The sequence below is a fragment of the Shewanella sp. MBTL60-007 genome, from assembly GCF_019654915.1.
In the GTDB taxonomy this organism is placed as follows: Bacteria; Pseudomonadota; Gammaproteobacteria; order Enterobacterales; family Shewanellaceae; genus Shewanella.
Map to the genome: position 1 here is coordinate 35,380 of NZ_BPET01000029.1, position 16,365 is coordinate 51,744.

Genomic DNA, 16,365 nt, shown 5'->3' on the forward strand with positions numbered 1-16,365 from the left:
GATATTCATGCCGACCTAATATCGATTTACACCCGAGCAAGAGTCATTCAGCACCAAATTGAATCTGATGTGATATCTAGATTCAAGGATTGCTGTCTCAACTGATCTTGCAGGGTTGATAGGATCCGCGATGAAAAAAACAATAATCGCTAGTTTGTTGTTAGGGCTTTTTGCTGGCTCAGCAACAGCAGTTCAAGCTGTTGCTGGTGAGGCTAACCATAGCCAGGCTAATGTGAGCCAAGCTCAGGCTCAGGTTAGCGCAAGCAAAGTTGGCCAATTTAATGATTGGCTTCCCCAAGTGATGCAACGCTTTAACGGCTTGCCTGAAGTGCAAGCTCAAGCAGCACGCCGTCAGCAGGCACAGATGAGCATTGAGGCGGCAGACAAAGCCGTCTATAACCCAGAGCTAGGATTGGGTTATCAAAATGCCAGTGAAGACACCTATAGCTTGGATATCAGCCAGACAATCGACTGGGGTGATAAGCGTGGGGTGGCAACCCGTATTGCTCAGTTAGAGAGTGAAATCTTGCTATCTAATATTGTGCTTGAGCGAAACCAGATGTTGGCCGAGAGGCTGCAAGCATTAACTAACCAAAGCCAGGCGCGTAAGGCGCTTGAGTTTCAGCGCCAACAGTTTGAAATTGCTAAGGCTCAGTTAGATATTGCCCGCCAGCGTACCGAGGTGGGTGATATGTCTCAGGTTGAGCTACAACTGATGCAGCTCGATGTCGCGAGCAATGCAGCCGATTACGCGCTAGCGGAACAAGCCTCTATCGCTGCTGACGGTGCGGTTTTAGCTCTGTTTGGTGATGTTGATTTACCCTTTGAGGACTTCGTTAACGCACTGACGTTGCAGGCAAATCACATTCAAGTCTCCCCTGAGTTACCTGCACTTAAGAGTGCTTACCAGCAAGTCTTGCTGGCTAAGGTGAGCACAGAGCAAGCCAAAGCTGACAGCAGTGCCGATCCCAGTATTAGCCTTAGCGCCGAGCGTGAAGGTGAGGAGAATAAGTTTGGTGTTGGAGTGTCGATCCCGCTGCAGATCCGCAACAACTATAGCGAGGCGATTGCCGTCGCTAATCAAGGCATAGTGATTGCTGAGCAAACGTACCTCGCGGCAGAGCGCGCATTACTGCAACAGCAGAAACAATTTTCGTTAAGCCTTCCAAGATTAACCCAGCGCTACCAAGACTGGAGCGAGCTAGTACTGACCTCAGGTTCAAAGGCGGCCAGCTCATTGTCGCAACAGTGGCAGGCGGGTGATATCAGCACAAGTGACTATCTACAAAGCCAGAGGCAGATGAGCGGCAGCTATTTAGCAGGCTTAGCGCTCGAGTCAGCTCTTTATGAGAACTGGTTGAGCTGGATGGGGACAAGTGGACAGTTGGAAGGCTATCTCAATAGTCAGCTATCGACTCAGGGCGCTGCAACAGCCTCTGCTCAAGTGAATTAAGGCTTTGATTATGAAAACGAACAATAAAGAAATGGTACAAACAATGATGCTAACTAACGGCACAGAAAAATCTCGTTCATTCGATCTTAATGCGATCACTCGCGCTATGAGTTTTGGCTTCTTAATGAGTTTAACTACGGCATTTGTGTTACCGACACTGGCCACAGCAGGTGATGGTCATGATCACGGTGCGAAAGAGGTCGTTCTTGTTAAGGCGCAAGACGATAGTCATGACCATGCTGCAGAAGAGACGGTTCATGATGATAGTCACGACCACAATGCCGAAGAAGCCAATGCCCATGAAGATAGCCATGATCACGACGCCGAAGAAGTGAAGCCAAAAGATGATGGTCACGGCCATGGCGAGGAGGAAGCGGAAGAAGAGGCTCACGGCATCGAGCTGACAGCCGCACAGTTAGCTCTTGCAAAGATTGAGGTGGCTCAGCTTAGTGAGCAAACTTTCAGCTTAGAAGACGTAGCGACAGCAACCATAGTGGTCGATAGAGACAGAACCGTTACCATTGCCCCTCAGGTTGATGTACGAGTATTGAAAAGAAACGTAGTACCGGGTCAAGAGGTGAAGAAGGGCGACGTACTACTCACCCTTGGTGGCGTAGCAGTTGCTCAGGCACAAGCCGACTTTATCAATGCTGCGGCAGAGTGGAGCCGAGTAAAACGCATGAGCGCCAGTGCTGTTAGCGCAAGCCGCCGTTTACAGGCGCAAGTAGATGCTGAGCTTAAGCGCGCGACGCTTGAAGCGATGAAGATGACGCCTGCGCAGATCAAGGCACTGGCTAATGCACCGGAAACTATCGGTAGCTATCAGCTAATCGCACCGATTAGCGGTCGTGTTCAGCAAGATATCGCGTTATTAGGTCAAATCGTGCCTGCGGGTACGGCGTTGATGCAACTAACCGATGAGTCACACCTATGGGTTGAAGCCGAGTTGACACCGGCTCAAGCCGAGAAGGTGAGCATTGGTAGCAAAACCGTGGTTAAGGTGGGCGACAAGAGCATGGAAGGCACCATTATTGGGCGTTCGCATGAGCTTGATAGCGTGACCCGTACCGAGCAGATCTTAGTGGCGTTTGAAAACGCTGGTCATGTACTACACGCGGGCCAATTTGCAGAACTGTACCTACCGGATGCATCGAAAGGCGGAGTGATCTTACCGGATTCGGCACTGACTCGTAGCAGTGATGGTCATTGGCAGGTGTTTATCGAGGGTGCTGAGGGATTCGAAGCATTAGAGGTTGAAGTGGTTGAACGTCAGCGCGGCATGAACCTAGTTCGTGGCTTGGCGAAAGATACCAAGGTCGTTATTTCGGGGGCGTTTTTCCTTGCCTCTGAACAAGCTAAATCTGGTTTCGATATCCACAATCACTAAGAGGCTGCAGCAATGTTACAGAAACTCATAGACGTTGCCGTTCGCAACCGTCTTTTGGTGGTGCTTGCGCTGGCCGGCTTGATTATTGCCAGCGTAGCCATGCTACCAAAACTAAATTTAGATGCCTTTCCTGATGTGACCAATGTTCAGGTAACGGTTAACACCGCCGCCGAAGGCTTAGCGGCAGAAGAAGTAGAGAAACTGATCAGCTACCCGGTCGAGTCGGCGATGTACGCCCTACCTGCGGTGACAGAGGTGCGCTCACTTTCTCGTACTGGTTTGTCTATTGTGACCGTGGTATTTGCGGAAGGCACGGATATCTATTTCGCGCGCCAGCAGGTATTTGAACAGCTACAGGCTGCGCGTGAGATGATCCCTGACGGGGTCGGTGTGCCTGAAATTGGTCCGAATACCTCGGGTCTGGGGCAGATCTATCAATATATCTTACGTGCCTCACCTGAGTCGGGTGTTAATGCATCAGAACTGCGTAGCATCAACGACTACATGGTCAAACTATTGATGATGCCTGTAGGCGGCGTGACCGAGGTATTATCTTTCGGTGGTGAAGTTCGTCAGTATCAGGTGCAAATAGAGCCTAATAAACTATTGAGTTACGGCCTATCTATGGCGCAGGTGACCAGCGCGTTGGAGAGCAATAACCGCAACGCTGGTGGTTGGTTTATGGACCAAGGTCAAGAGCAGCTGGTGGTACGTGGCTATGGTATGTTGCCATCGGGTGATGCAGGCCTAAAGGCTATCGCACAAATTCCATTGACTGAAGTCGCTGGTACGCCCGTGCGTGTGGGTGATATCGCCAAAGTGGATTACGGCAGCGAAATTCGTGTCGGTGCTGTGACTATGACTCGCCGCGACGAGGCGGGTAATGCTCAAGACCTAGGTGAAGTGGTTGCTGGCGTGGTGCTTAAGCGCATGGGTGCTAACACCAAAGAAACCATCGATGACATCAGCGCTCGTACGGCAATGATTGAACAGGCGCTACCGGATGGTGTGTCGTTTGAAGTCTTCTATGACCAATCAGATCTCGTGAACCAAGCGGTGACGACGGTACGTGATGCCCTGTTGATGGCATTCGTGTTTATCGTGGTTATTTTGGCGCTGTTCCTCGTTAACATCCGTGCGACCATGTTGGTGTTGCTGTCAATTCCTGTGTCTATCGGGCTTGCGCTGTTGGTGATGTCTTACTTTGGCATGTCGGCTAACTTGATGTCTTTAGGTGGCTTAGCCGTAGCAATCGGTATGCTGGTAGACGGCTCGGTTGTGATGGTGGAAAACATCTTCAAGCATCTGACTCAGCCTGATAGACGTCATCTTGCCAATGCTATGAAGCGTGGGTCTGGCGAAGACGATCCATACCACGCCGATGAAGATGGCACCCAAACCACGGCTCATGATGAGTCCAGTACGGGTATCGCCATGCGCGTCATGCTAGCGGCGAAAGAGGTGTGTAGCCCAATCTTCTTCGCGACTGCGATCATCATAGTTGTCTTTGCGCCGCTGTTTGCCTTAGAAGGCGTTGAAGGTAAGTTATTCCAGCCGATGGCAGTGAGTATTATCCTAGCGATGATCTCGGCCTTGTTAGTGGCTTTGATTGCCGTGCCAGCGCTAGCGGTGTACCTGTTTAAGCGTGGTGTGGTATTGCGCGAGAGTGCGGTACTTAAGCCGATTGAATCGGTTTATCGTAAGCTATTAAGTTCAACCATGGCGCACCCTAAAGTGGTGGTGATCACTGCGGTTGTGATGTTTGCAATGAGCATGATGCTTCTGCCAAGGCTTGGTACCGAGTTCGTGCCCGAGCTAGAGGAGGGCACCATTAACTTACGTGTGACTCTCGCGCCAACGGCTAGTCTTGCGACCTCTTTAGATGTGGCGCCAAAACTTGAGGCGCTGCTGCTTGAGTTCCCTGAAGTAGACTATGCCCTTAGCCGCATCGGCGCCGCCGAGCTAGGTGGCGACCCTGAGCCAGTGAACAACATCGAGATCTATATTGGTCTTAAGCCTGTTGAAGATTGGGTTAGTGCGACCAACCGCTTCGAGCTTCAGCGTAAGATGGAGGAGAAACTTAACGTCTATCCTGGTCTGTTGTTTACCTTTTCTCAGCCAATTGCGACTCGCGTCGATGAGTTGCTGTCTGGGGTAAAGGCGCAGCTTGCGATTAAGATCTTTGGCCCAGACTTAGATGTGTTGTCTGAGCGCGGCCAAGTGCTAACAGAGTTGGTGGCACAGATCCCAGGCGCAGTGGATGTGTCATTGGAGCAGGTCAGTGGTGAGGCGCAGTTAGTGGTTCGCCCTAAGCGTGATCAGTTAGCGCGTTATGGTATCAGTGTCGATGAGGTCATGGCATTAGTTAGCCAAGGCGTAGGTGGTGCGAGCGCGGGGCAGGTGATCGACGGTAACGCTCGATACGACATCTATGTGCGTTTAGCTGAGCAGTATCGTAGCTCGCCAGATATCCTAGAAGATCTGCTACTCACCGGTGTGAGCGGTGCAACCGTGCGTCTAGGTGAAGTGGCCGATGTGGTCATTGAGATGGCGCCGCCAAACATTCGTCGCGACGACGTTCAGCGCCGTGTGGTGGTACAGGCTAACGTGTCAGATCGTGACATGGGCTCAGTGGTAAACGACATTTACGCGATTGTGCCACAGGCTGAACTGCCGCCGGGCTATACCGTAGTTGTTGGTGGCCAGTATGAGAACCAGCAGCGCGCCCAGCAAAAGCTGATGCTAGTGGTGCCAATCTCTATCGCCTTGATTGCCTTGCTACTCTACTTCTCATTTGGTTCGGTGAAGCAGGTGGGCTTAATCATGGCTAACGTACCTCTAGCGTTGATTGGTGGTGTGGTCGCGTTATTTGCTAGTAGCACTTATCTTTCTGTACCAAGCTCTATCGGCTTTATCACACTATTCGGTGTGGCAGTGCTCAACGGAGTGGTGTTGGTGGACTCGATTAACCAGCGTCGAGCCAGCGTTAAAGAGGAGACTGATGAGTCACTCTATGATGCGGTTTACGAAGGTACGGTTGGGCGTCTGCGTCCGGTATTGATGACGGCGTTGACATCGGCCCTAGGCTTGATCCCGATTCTGCTTTCTTCGGGAGTGGGTAGTGAGATCCAGCAGCCACTGGCAGTGGTGATTATCGGCGGTCTGTTTAGTTCGACAGCGCTTACCTTACTGGTGTTGCCAACGCTTTATCGTTGGATCTACCAAGATCGTAAGTAATGCTTATCTGTTCACGCCTCTCTTGAGGCGTGGTTAATTCATTCTTTACCAAGGAAGGTAAAGAGAGCTTGATAATGGCGGTGATGCATTAGTCTGCCATCATCGCTGCATCTTGTTTTTTCGATACGGTTCGCGAGTCGCTAATTGGTACTCTGTTTATTAAGGCGCGAGCTGAAACTCAGTTTGCGGTTATGCCTAACCATCTTATATGAATATCCTACCTAACGTGGCTGGCTTATTTAGTACGCGGAGCAGGAGTGCTCCGCATTTTTAATGTATCCATTTCACTTTAACTTCTCCCGCCCTTTTTTCTCCCTGTAGCTTTTCAGCTAACCCCAGCTACTTGGTTACTCATCATCGCAAATCTCAGCTATCTTTATGGATAATCTTAAAAGCAAATTTTGAGGTGATTATGTTGGCGAGTAAGTTGTGGATGAGCTTACTGGGGACGCTGGTATTTGTGGGTTTAAGCTTAATGGCTTCCTCGGTAGCGATAGCTAATCTATGGGAGGCAGCCGATACTCCCTATGCCAGTCAAGCCAGCGCTATCGGCAGTTATGCTAATGGTTGCCTAAAAGGGGCTCAGGCTTTGCCGCTCGATGGTGAAGGCTATCAAGTTATCCGCCCTCAGCGACACAGATACTACGGGCATCCGGCGCTTATCGAATTCATTCGGCAGTTTGCCGCTAGCCTCAATCGGCAGGGTAGTGATGATATTTTAATTGGTGATATGTCTATGCCACGAGGAGGCAACTTCACTCAAGGCCACAGTAGCCATCAGACAGGCTTAGATGTGGATGTTTGGTTCAAACAAGCGAGTAAGCCACTCACTACGGCGGAGTTAGCCCGCCCTACAGCACTAGAGCTTGTTGATAAGAAGCTGTTTAAACTCGACACTCAGTTGTGGTCGAGTGCGCAGACGCAGATGATAAAACAAGCTGCACTGGATGAGCGAGTCGCACGGATTTTTGTGAGCCCGGTGATAAAACAGCACTTGTGTGATTTAGGCCTAGAGAATGATGTCTGGCTCAATAAGGTACGCCCTTGGTGGGGTCATACTTATCATATGCATGTCAGGCTCAGTTGCCCAAGAGGCAATCCCCTCTGTCGGGAGCAGGCTAGCATACCCGTTGGCAATGGTTGCCATGAACTTGGTTGGTGGAAGCGTCAGTTGACGCAAACTCAGCCTACTCAAATAGCCAAGGCTAATAAGTCTGCCAGTAAGCCCAAAATGAAAAAAGCTAAGGTAAAACCTGAGCAGTGTTCCTTGATGCTTGCTGCTAAATAAAGGAGCTAAAAACAGAAGCCGCTATTATTAGCAGCTTCTGTTTTTCGATATTGATTAATTGGCTAATGGCTTAACGCGTAGCCGCCTTTAAGGTGAGAAATGTGTGAAAAGCCTAATCGGTGCATAGCTTGGGCGGCGACCATCGAGCGACTGCCACTGCGACAAACCAGTACCCATGGCTTATCTTTTTGGTGTTGGTGCTCATGGATAAATTGCACGAGTCGAGTTAAAGGCACGTTTTGACTCGACTCCTGTGGGTGGCTAAGCGCGTATTCATGGGGCTCACGAATGTCGATTATCCGTAGCTCATCTTTACTGTTTATCGCGGCGGCTAGGCTCTTAGCATCATATTCATTGATTACTGACTTATCGCAACTCCCTACGTAGGCACCACACATGATCTCTGTGCCCACTTCATCATTGAGATGACTGTCTAAATGCGCCTTACGAACAGTGAAGTCGTCCAGTGACACCTGTTCCTTGAGCACGGCATTAAGCAAGGTGTTGCGTGACATTTCAGCTGGCAGAGTCGTGGTGAATTCATGGTTGTAATCATGGCTGGCACAGATGAGAGTCTCAGGGCTTATAGTGTGATTAAGTAACTTAAGACTATGAAATAGAGCCTCGCTTGAGCTTGAGTCAAAGTTGGTTCGACCTAGGCTGCCCATCAAAATGGTGTCGCCACAAAAAGCGAATTTGGCTTGTTGCTGCAGAGTCTTATCGCCTAAATTCATTGGGCACAGGATCAGGCTAATGCTATCGGCAGTGTGTCCCGGAGTGGGCAACTTGACCAGTTGCAGTTCGCCAATCGCAATCGACTCATATTGAGTGCCTAAATGCTCAACAGTTTGAGTCTGATAAGGCCAGCCTAGAATATCGCTATCTTGATTGGCCAAGTAGCGGTTCGCTAACACCTCACGCCCCGAGACATGGTCTGCGTGCCCGTGGGTGTCAATAATCGCTTTTACCTCAAGCTGCTGGCATTGCAGTAGTGTATCGAGTCTATGCTGTAATTCAGGAAGCGGGTCGATAATTACCGCCTGCTGGCTGTTTCTATCAACATAGACCCAAGTGCAGCTAGCGCCAGCGCCTAGTTGTAGTAAGCCGTCTAACGGCGTTTTATCGTCGATATCACGGGAGTAATCTAACACCATACAGCTTTGAGTTAAGGCTTGTGATGCGATTTTTATACGTTCACAAGCAAGAGTCACATCGGCTTGGGTCATGGCAGGGCCAAATGACATCCTGATGGCCGACTCACTTTGCCAAGCTGGCAGGCCCATGGCATCGAGCACAAAACTGCGGGTCACTTTAGAGCTGCAAGCTGAGCCTGAGCTGACACGAATATTGGCGGCATCGAAGAGATCCATGATCTCTTTGCTGCTAAAGCTAGGTACGGCAAAATTAATCGTCGTAGGCACGCTGTGCTCGAAGCTGTTATTAAAGACGATGCGGGGAAAGCACTTGGTTAATGTGTCGGCAATTTGTTGGCGATAACCTTGCAAGGTTTGGCGGTCGTGAAAAGCAGAGTCTTGGGGGCACAGCAACATCTTAAATATGACATTGAGCGCCGCCATACCTGGCAGGTTTTCTGTGCCTGAGCGTAGGCCACTCTCCTGACCGCCACCAGCTATAAAGGGAGTGAAGGGCGCGCCGTCGCGAATATAAACAAAGCCGATCCCCTTAGGCGCATAAAGTTTGTGGCCACTAAAAGGAGCGTAATCTATGCTGGTTTGCGCAAGATTTAGTGCCGTTTTACCCAGTGCTTGTACGCAGTCGACCATCCAAAAGGTATTGGGGTTTGCGTCACGAATGGTTTTCTCTAGCTGTTGAAGATCTTGAAAGACGCCGGTTTCATTGTTCACGGCCATGGTGCAGATCATTAACGCATTGGCTGCGTGTTGACGAATAAACTCTTTATCTAGAATCCCAAATTCATCGACAGGAATCGCCATGATCTGCGCCGGTATATCTAATACGGTTAGCCAATGTTTTAGCGATTCAGGCACGGCTTTGTGTTCGGTAGCACCATAGAGCACACTATAGCTTTGCCCTGCTTGGATCTGGTTTTTAGCTGCAAGTAGCGCCGATAGAATGGCTGTCTGGATCCCTTCGGTTGCGCCACTGGTAAAAATGAGTTTTCCCTTTCCCGTTCCGAGCAAAGTTTGTGCTCTTTGGCGAGTCTGTTCCATGAGATCTTTAGCCTTCAAACCAGTGATATGGCTACTGCTTGGATTACCAAATAGGGTTTCCATGGCTGAGAGTGCGGCGGCAGCGGCTTCTGGCAGCACAGGAGTGGTTGCATTAGCATCTAGGTAGACTTGGGCTAACTCATTGTTACTATTCATGATTAAAGGCTCTTTGTCGTTATTTTTGCTGTTATTTTTATTATGTAACGCTCTATATTCTTTTTTGGAATATCTAATTCTGCGGGGGTATATTAGCAGCTTGAGAATAATGATCAAGATCACATTTTTGTGTTGGCGAGGTTTTTATGCGGTTTTTATTTGAGTGTTAGAGCGCGCTAAGTTGCTCTAGGGAGAACAGCATCATAACCGCAAAAGCTCACTATTTTAGGGCGTTTTTGGCTGACTACTTTTGCGTTGAGCAGCATCACATGGGAACAACCATTCTTTTAGCTATTCGCCTTGAATTAGTTTGCCAAAAAGCGCCTAGATAGGCGCTTTTCAGAAGAGGGCGTTCAGTTTGGTAAAGCAAGTACTATTGGGCTATGTCAGACTTTACCTGATCAATAAGAACCTGCCATTGAGGGTATTCTATTAAGCTTTTTGAAAGCTCTCCCCATGGTGCCATGACTTGTTGTTGGTAAGCTTCAGAGTCGCTTTGGCCGCGTTTTAACTGGTACAAATAATAAAAGGCAGACGCTCGATAATTGGCCGCGCAGTGCACTAAAATATCTTTGTCTTGGTTAGCGTCCATTATGGCAAAAAACTGTTGAACATTCGCAACAGTAGGCTGTTTCCAGTCCACATCAATTTGCGCGTAATCCATGCCAGCTTGTTTAACTAGCTCTGCTTCATTGGCATAACCAGTAGGATTATCTTTGGGGATTAAGTTAATCACTAGTTCTACACCAGACTCTTTAAGTACTTTGAATTGAGGTTGCGTTGGCAAGCCTGCCGTTATTACCTTGTTACTATTAAACTGCACAGCTTTTACCTGCTGTAAAGCATCTGGCGTAATGGCTGCAAACGCCATAGGGCTAAGCAAGCTAGTGAGTAATAAAATAAAGCGCATCTTGGTTTCCTTTTGTGTACTCAATATTAACTTGTATAAGAGTTAGCCTTAATGCATAAGTTCAATAATCAGAACAGATAGTTAGCCTTAATACTTAGACGTAATATTTAGACTTTGACCTTAATCACCACTTTACGCACTTGGCTAGCGTTAGCCCCAGTGCCTGGCATATGGATATCACCGGGGAAGAACAGCGCAAACATGCCTGCTTTTAGTGGAATAAACGCGGCATCATCTTTATTGGACTCATAATCAAAGTTGGCGTAGTCATGTTCGCTGTTGTAGGCCTTCGATGGTGTCTGGTTAGCCAAAGGAAGATAACCGAACTCCTCTTCACCACTCACCACATACTGCACATCAATATACTGCTGGTGAACTTCGAATGGCTCAAGCTCTTTAGGCTTAGTCTGGTAATCGTTAACGATGACGAACAGATCTTTGCCTTCTAGCTCATACTTGCCTACTTCCAGCTGACTAAAATCGGTCGTAGCGAGATGTTCGAGGGCTTTAGCAATGCGTGGATTGATCCCAGTGTAGATTTGGCGGTTCGCTAAAGTATCAACAATCATGATGTTTGCTCACAATAGGTCAAAGTTGACCATTAAAATTAGTTAAGTCAAAGGCTCGTCAATTGACGCGCCGTTTTATAGGGCGAAGTGTAGCGTTAACTTGATTTAGGCGATACAAGAGTTGACCTGAAATTCGATCTATTTCTACACCTGACCTTCCTTAAGGCTTTTTCACTGATCTCCATCGTGCTTCTCTATTGCGTCCATTTAGTATCAAGTTTAGGGTAGGGATTTGAACTGCTTGAAAGTAAAACAACTCAACATTAGGGATGAATGTGTCTTCGTTACGATTGATTGCAGGGCCTAAGGCCTATCAAACGCTCAGTGAGCATGGCTTTAAACCTGAGCTGTTTTCACAGTTACTTGCCGCCTCAGGTGGGCCTAAGTGGATAGGCATCGCAGGGCTTGACCGTTACCTGTTTACCGAGTTTTTTAAAGACTTAAAGCAACCGCTGCATACCCTTGGTGCTTCATCTGGGGCATGGCGACTCGCGTGCCTCGCTCAGGAAAATCCGCGCAGTGCTTATGATCGTTTAGAGGAGCTCTATATCGGTCAGCGCTACGATACCAAGCCTACAGCGATAGAAGTCTCACAGCAGGTGACCGAGATTATCGAAGGCTTGCTGGGCAGCTGTGGCGCAGATGAGATAGTCAGTCATTCCAAGATCAATAGCCACTATATTGCCTGTCAGGCTCGACATATTAATCGCCTAGGTGGACAAGCGCCGCTGGCCCTTGGATTAGCGACGGCGGCGATGACAAACTTAGTCAGCCGTAAGAGTCTCTCTTGGCATTTTAAGCGTTGTATCTTTGGTGTTGAACAAGACTCCTCTCCCTTTGCAGGGCTTAGGGATCTACCGAGTCAGTTCTATTCGCTTTCTCAGAGTAATATTCACCAAGTGTTATTGGCTACGGGCTCTATCCCTTGGGTGCTAGCGCCGGTAAAGAGGATCCATGGTGCGCCTAAGGGGCATTATTACGATGGCGGGATCACAGATTACCATTTCGATCTGCCACTCAACCATAGCCAAGGCTTGACCTTGTATCCGCATTTTTACCCCAAGATGTCGCCGGGCTGGTTCGATAAATCGCTCTCTTGGCGACTGGCTAGAGATAATTACGATAATGCACTGATTCTGGCACCAACCGATAGCTACTTACAGAGCCTGCCCTATGGCAAGCTACCCGACCGAGAAGACTTTAAGCGCTTAGACAGCGACTCAAGAATTAAATACTGGCGTAAAGCGGCGGCGATGAGTCAGGTCTTAGCCGATGATTTAGCTGAAATTATCGATAAAAAAGTGTTCCATGAGCGCCTAGAAAGGCTATAGCTCTATGGTATGAAGGGGGTAATAAAACTGTCTGTTTCCCTGTCTATTTAGTAGGTGTCGCGAGATGAGGTGTGCTGGCTGAAATTTGTTCAGCTGCTACACTTTAAGCATTATTCGCGACTTTAAAAATGATGTGACCTACCTATTCGAGGGGGAGGTTATTATGCAGACTAAAGAGATGGCATTACTAGCGCACGACGCTCTATTGTTACCTGGAGGGCGGGTCGAGATCCGCGTGATAGCTCCTCGCTGTATGAAGATGATTGCCGAGTCCCTCAAGGGGCACTATCCGTTGGTATTTGGCATGAGTAAGCCCAATAGTACCCCGCCCTGCTATGATACTGCGACTCAATGTGAGGTGATTGATTTTAATCAACTCGATGATGATTCATTAGGGATCATACTCGAAGGTAAGCAAAGGGTTAAGATCCTTTCTGCGGCCGAGCGTAAAGATGGCACTTGGATCTGCCGAGTGTTGCCTTGTAGCAACTGGCAGCAGGAGCCCATCTATGGGGAGTTTGAGCTTATCAGTGCCGCACTGCAGCAGTTTTATGAGGTTAACCCCGAGTTGTTCGGCCTCTATGAGAACGATGTACACCTTGAAGATGCCACTTGGGTGAGTCAGCGCTGGTTAGAGGTGTTACCCCTGTATAATCAAGATAAGTTACGTTTGCTTAATCAGCCCAATTGCCATAAAACCATGAACTTCGTACTCGAGTTGATTAAGTCCCACGCGAGAGATAATCAACACTCTTAAGCTGAGTTTTGGTAAAGTAGCGCCACCTTGTTTTGCACACTTTTACTGTTTGAGTCTTATGAGTTCCTCTGTTCGTGCTACCCAAGCTTCCTATGTGGTGTTACCGGATACGGTAACCGATAAACCGACTGTGTTTAGCTTTCTTGTGAGTAGGTTTCCTGCGATAGCGGAAAGCGTGTGGCAAACCCGTATCCTTGATGGCAAAGTGCATTGGCGAGATGGCACGTCTATTACTCTAGAGACTGCCTTTATCCCCCGTGAGCGGGTCTACTATTACCGTGAAGTCGAGCAGGAGTCGATAATTCCCTTTGAGGAGCAGATCTTGCGGCAGACTAGTGAGTTTATGTTGGTATTCAAGCCTCACTTTCTGGCAGTGAATCCGAGCGGTAACTTCGTCAATGAGTGCTTGGTCAACAGGCTGCGGATTAAAACGGGTAATCAAGAGATTGTTGCGGCGCACCGCTTGGACAGAGCCACTGCGGGCGTGATGTTGCTTAGCCTAAGTAGCGCCACTCGTCATGATTATCATGAGCTGTTTAAGAGTGGTCAGATCCGTAAGACCTATCAAGCGATAGCGCCATTAAGTAGTGAAATTAAAGCGATGATCGCCAAAGGCACATTGACGCTTCCTATGGTGTGGACGGTTAAGAATCGTTTGCAGAAAACTGTTCCCAGTTTCTTGATGTGTATAAGTGATGGCGAAGCCAATAGCCACTCTAAGATCCGCTTAATAGAGGTGTATAACGGTTATGGGCTGTTTGAGTTAGAGCCGGTGACCGGAAGAACCCATCAATTAAGGGTGCATATGATGAGCCTAGGCATGCCGCTTTTAAATGACAGACTCTACCCTGAGTTACTTGATAAAGCGCCAGATGATTTTGCAAAACCACTGAAGCTGATGGCGCAGCGTTTATGTTTCACCGACCCAATCACTCAAGAGGTTGTAGATGTGAGTTGTAACGGATTTAACCTACGGGATGAAGTCGGATTGCTATAGTGCGATCTCAGGCGGCATTCAGTTTTTATCTTTTAGCTTTTGCTTTTCCGTCTTTGCTTTCTCGGCTTCTTTCCGGCTCTTACCGTCTTAGCCGTTATCGGCTGTTACATCTTAGCTTTTACCTAGCACCTAGCTTCTAAATCAATGCCTTGGCGGTAAAAACTCGGTTTCGCTCATGTCTGAATGCAGCACACCAATCTTGGTTGGCGCACCATCGGCTGCTATCTCCACTATGCCGATTCCACTTTGATTGACTAAGCGCTTGCTACGCTCGCCATTGGGGCGGCGGCCACGGATTGACATACGCTTACGCTTAGTGAAAAAGTTCAGTGGAGAGAAGTGACCATAGAGCCAGCCGTTAAACTTATCGAAAATTGGCAGTAGCTTTTCCGGAAATTGATTTTTGAAGCCGCTACAGGTGATCTGATAGATCTGTGGTCCGCCGTGACGAAAGCGAATCCCCACATCATAGCTAAAGGAGTAGTGCACATCTCCAGATAGGATGATGAACTGTTCCGGCGTCTTTCTGTGCTGGAAGATGCTGAGTAAGGTGTTAGCCGTGCCGGGGTGGGCCATCCAGTTTTCGGCATCGACCAGTAAAGAGCCACCACACATCGTTGCCATACGTTGCACGGTTTCTATCAGCTTTACCCCGTAGATAGGCGCGGGAGAGACAATGATCACATTGGGCTGGTTAACGAGTTCGGCCTGAAATTCCATTAGGGCCTCCCAGTCCATTAGCCCTGAAGGTTTAGCGAGGTTTGACTCACTGCGCCAGCGCCGAGTTCGGGTGTCTAGCACCAAGAGCTTAGGCGAGGTGTTCAGGCTGTAATGCCAATGCTCGAAGCTAAGTAGTATGTCGATGAGTGCATCTTGGTCGCTGGTGGTCGGGCTTTTAAGAAAGGCATCGAGCTTAGGAGTGATTTCGGCATCGAAGCGACTTGGTGCGTTCCCTAACCCTTGGAAGATGGTGTAAGCGATGAGTGCATTACCTATGATACGTTTTGAGAAGGCGTGTCCGTAGGCCGCTTGCTCCCATCTTGCGGTGAGATTCCAGTCGTCGGTAATATCGTGATCATCGAATATCATGTAGGTGGGGATATGTGCCATCAATCGACGCACCTGCTTTAGGCCGCTCTTAAATGCCAGTAGCTCTGTCCACTCCTTTTGCCACCTCTGAGTGAGAGTTTTGTTAAGCCCCATAACCTCTTTAGGGATATCAATCCGATCCCATAACTCGGGTGACCAGTAAAGTAGATAAAGTGCCACCATCTCATTGAGGCTGATGAGGTGGTTCTCAGCGAGTGATGAAGTAAAGATAGGGTGGTTGATATACCAAGCCGTGATAGCTGTCTTCGCCTTATATTGAGTCTTAGGCAGCAGATGTACGTGACGTCGATACATGGCGGCAGGCTGGTAGCTGATATGAGTGCTGTCGGCTAACGGGGCATCGATGAATTGCTCCTGATGTAGCCCTAAAAGCTGGATGACTTGGCCAATGGCGTACAGCATGGGCCCCGCGATGTCATCAACATAGACCTGATCGCCACTCATCATCAGCAGTGCTGGACGCTCCGTAATATCGCTGCTCTGCATCAATTGGGTATCGGCGGCGACTAAGGCATCGCTGCTGTGATGATGGGCGTTACGACACGAGCCATGCATCAGTTTATCGATTTGGGGCTTGATGATAAATCTGCAGGCCTGTTCGTCTGGGTAATGTAATTCATCGATTTGATGAAAGAGCTCACCTTGCTCGCTATCAAATAGTCGATAGGCGAGCGCGACATCTTTGGGTAATAACTGAGCTTGGCTGACACGGATCAGATACTGAAATGCATGCTCACCCAGTGGGATACAGTGAACCTCATCTCGGTTTAGCTCTCGGTCAAAATCGGCGCCAACTAATGTTAAGCGTAAAGTCGACAGAGGTTGCTTACAGACAAACCATAGGGTGAAGTGCTGCTGATCACAGTGACGTAGGCTTGGGCCGGCAATAATTAGCGGAATGGAGCTTGCAGATGGCATCGATATAGTCTTTCAATAAAAAGTTATCTTTAGCAAGAGTAAACCAGTGCTAACAGGATG

11 protein-coding genes are annotated in these 16,365 nt (G+C 48.7%); 7 read left to right on the plus strand and 4 right to left on the minus strand.

From position 1 onward, the window contains the following. Window positions 1–130 precede the first annotated feature (130 nt). The 4 genes from K5Q92_RS12590 to mepA all read left to right on the plus strand — a co-directional run bounded on the left by K5Q92_RS12590 (window position 131) and on the right by mepA (window position 7,365). Window positions 131–1,453, plus strand: coding sequence for a TolC family protein (locus K5Q92_RS12590; protein ID WP_220769347.1), 1,323 nt, complete (start codon window positions 131–133; stop codon window positions 1,451–1,453). 10 nt (window positions 1,454–1,463) lie between these two features. Further along, window positions 1,464–2,840 carry an efflux RND transporter periplasmic adaptor subunit gene (locus tag K5Q92_RS12595; RefSeq protein WP_220769348.1) on the plus strand — a complete coding sequence of 459 codons (1,377 nt, stop codon included), beginning with the start codon at window positions 1,464–1,466 and terminating at the stop codon, window positions 2,838–2,840. 12 nt (window positions 2,841–2,852) lie between these two features. Further along, window positions 2,853–6,077: an efflux RND transporter permease subunit gene (locus K5Q92_RS12600; RefSeq protein ID WP_220769349.1), complete on the plus strand. Its 3,225-nt coding sequence runs from the start codon at window positions 2,853–2,855 to the stop codon at window positions 6,075–6,077. A 412-nt stretch (window positions 6,078–6,489) separates the two neighbouring features. Next, on the plus strand, window positions 6,490–7,365 hold the full coding sequence (gene mepA, locus K5Q92_RS12605; RefSeq protein ID WP_220769350.1) for a penicillin-insensitive murein endopeptidase: 876 nt from the start codon (window positions 6,490–6,492) through the stop codon (window positions 7,363–7,365). 62 nt (window positions 7,366–7,427) lie between these two features. On the opposite strand, the gene K5Q92_RS12610 is transcribed toward mepA, so the two are convergent. From K5Q92_RS12610 to K5Q92_RS12620, 3 genes are all read right to left on the minus strand, one after another. Then, a complete protein-coding gene (locus K5Q92_RS12610; protein ID WP_220769351.1) occupies window positions 7,428–9,713 on the minus strand; it encodes an aminotransferase class V-fold PLP-dependent enzyme in 2,286 nt (761 codons plus the stop codon). A 373-nt stretch (window positions 9,714–10,086) separates the two neighbouring features. Further along, on the minus strand, window positions 10,087–10,623 hold the full coding sequence (locus K5Q92_RS12615) for a protein tyrosine phosphatase family protein (protein WP_220769352.1): 537 nt from the start codon (window positions 10,621–10,623) through the stop codon (window positions 10,087–10,089). A gap of 107 nt (window positions 10,624–10,730) precedes the next feature. Continuing rightward, complete coding sequence (locus tag K5Q92_RS12620; protein ID WP_220769353.1) at window positions 10,731–11,192, minus strand: YhcH/YjgK/YiaL family protein; 462 nt, start codon at window positions 11,190–11,192, stop codon at window positions 10,731–10,733. Between the two features lie 275 nt (window positions 11,193–11,467). On the opposite strand from K5Q92_RS12620, the gene K5Q92_RS12625 reads away from it, so the two are divergent. The 3 genes from K5Q92_RS12625 to K5Q92_RS12635 all read left to right on the plus strand — a co-directional run bounded on the left by K5Q92_RS12625 (window position 11,468) and on the right by K5Q92_RS12635 (window position 14,277). Further along, window positions 11,468–12,523, plus strand: coding sequence for an alpha/beta hydrolase (locus K5Q92_RS12625; RefSeq protein WP_220769354.1), 1,056 nt, complete (start codon window positions 11,468–11,470; stop codon window positions 12,521–12,523). 163 nt (window positions 12,524–12,686) lie between these two features. Beyond that, the gene (locus tag K5Q92_RS12630; protein WP_220769355.1) at window positions 12,687–13,280 is read left to right on the plus strand and encodes an LON peptidase substrate-binding domain-containing protein; all 594 of its coding nucleotides are present in this window, start codon (window positions 12,687–12,689) and stop codon (window positions 13,278–13,280) included. A gap of 58 nt (window positions 13,281–13,338) precedes the next feature. Continuing rightward, a complete protein-coding gene (locus K5Q92_RS12635) occupies window positions 13,339–14,277 on the plus strand; it encodes a pseudouridine synthase (RefSeq protein ID WP_220769356.1) in 939 nt (312 codons plus the stop codon). Window positions 14,278–14,418: 141 nt separating this feature from the next. Here the strand turns inward: K5Q92_RS12635 and K5Q92_RS12640 are convergent, their stop codons facing one another. Further along, window positions 14,419–16,305, minus strand: coding sequence for an alkaline phosphatase family protein (locus K5Q92_RS12640; protein ID WP_220769357.1), 1,887 nt, complete (start codon window positions 16,303–16,305; stop codon window positions 14,419–14,421). Between the last annotated feature and the right edge of the window lie 60 nt (window positions 16,306–16,365).